Below are 1,636 nucleotides of genomic sequence, written 5' to 3'. Positions count from 1 at the left end.
GGAGTTTTTCAAGTTAGTTGTCGCCTCAAGTTAAATTTTATGCCGCCCGCATTTCTTCTTTTTTCTCAGGGTTTAAATTTACTTCATTTATCATTGACCAGTCTCGTGACTTCCCTGACCAACGGCTTGGGTTATTCAATTTAGCTGCGTCGTTTACCTGCTGACGCTTAGCTAATATTTCTTTATCTAAACCTGAATGACGTTGGTTTGGCGTCACAAATTTTATACCACTGTGTAGGTGCTCATTATTGTACCAATCAACGAACCCACTTACCCATTCTCTTGCTGCGCTTATATCTTCAAATGGCTTTTCTGGGTATTCTGGGCGATACTTTAACGTTTTAAATAACGACTCAGAGTATGGATTGTCATTACTTACTGACGGTCGACTAAATGATGGCACAATCCCTAACTCCTGTAATGTTGCCAGTAATGTCGCGCCTTTCATTGGGCTGCCATTATCTGAGTGTAACGTAACTTGCTCGCGCTTTATTTGCTCCCGACTGCAAATATCCTTCATTAAATCTGCGGCTAATTCACTTAACTGTGAGTCGTAAACTTGCCAGCCAACAACCTTTCGACTAAAAATGTCCATCACTAAATATAAGTATAAAAATTGCCCTTTTACGCTCGTTGGTAAATAGGTGATATCCCAAGTGTAGACTTCATTTGCACGCACTGCTTTCAATACTCTTGGCTTTTTTATCGGCTTAGCTGGCTTTACTTTTTCTCTATGCGTTAATAAGTTATGTGCCTTCATGACACGATAAAACGAACTTTCAGACGCTATCCATATGCCCTTATCAAGCAGCTTAGGGACTATTTTACTGGCCGGTAAATGCCCATATTCGGCTGAATTAGCCGTATTAATAATGCGCTGCCGCTCTAACTCTGTGAGACGGTTAGGCGGCTGTTTTTTCGTACTCGTCCGTTTGTCAGTCATATCGTCTGCTTCAATCCACCGCTGAACGGTTCTTAGTGTCAGTCCAAGTAACTCACATGCCTTTTCTTTCCTTGCCCCTGAAGCCTGTGCGTTTGTGATAAGCGTTATTAATTCATGTCGCTCAGTCGCTGTTGTTAATCGTCCTCGTTGAAACCCCAAAGTGCATCCGCTTTTTTTTTGAGTACAAGTAGAGCGGCAGTTTCAGCTAAGGCCTTATCTTTGCGATTCAGTTCTTTTTGCAGTTGCTTTATTTCTTGCTTAAGCTGTTTACTGTCTGACTTTACTGTTTTATTTGAAGGTGGTGTTACTAAGTCTTTCTTCCATTGCTGAATATGATGCGGATAAAGCCCTATATTACGGCAGTATTCATTTATGGCGGCTTCATCTAAACTTCCACACTCAATTACTGCGTTGAGTCTTTCTTCTAAACTCCAGTCTTGTGGTCGTTTTTCTGCTGTCATTTGGCTACCCGTCTGGTGTATTTCAAGTTGATGCTTTTTTGCCAGTGCTATCCAACGTTGTAACGTTGAATAACCGACACCTAAGTCATCTGCAATATCTTCTAAGCGAACATCATCACATTGAGATAATGCTTTTTCAACAGCTTGAACTTTAAACTCTTGTGTAAATTGACGTTTCATTTTATTTGCCTCTGCTAAATGTTAGAGGCGACAACTATCCTGACACAGGGGG

The 1,636-nt window shown here is 41.1% G+C and carries 1 protein-coding gene; it reads right to left on the bottom strand.

The annotated features are described in order from the left end of the window. Positions 1-37: 37 nt before the first annotated feature. Positions 38-1,584 (bottom strand): IS3 family transposase gene (locus P20480_RS06645; protein WP_086007399.1). Its coding sequence is split into 2 segments (ribosomal slippage): positions 38-1,104 and positions 1,104-1,584, totalling 1,548 coding nucleotides; the frame shifts between segments, so codons are not numbered across the junction. Positions 1,585-1,636 lie beyond the last annotated feature (52 nt).

This window comes from Pseudoalteromonas sp. BSi20480 (assembly GCF_000241365.1).
Taxonomy (GTDB): Bacteria; Pseudomonadota; Gammaproteobacteria; order Enterobacterales; family Alteromonadaceae; genus Pseudoalteromonas; species Pseudoalteromonas marina.
The sequence above is the reverse complement of the archived record's forward strand: the minus strand, read 5'-3'. Positions and strand labels throughout refer to the sequence as shown.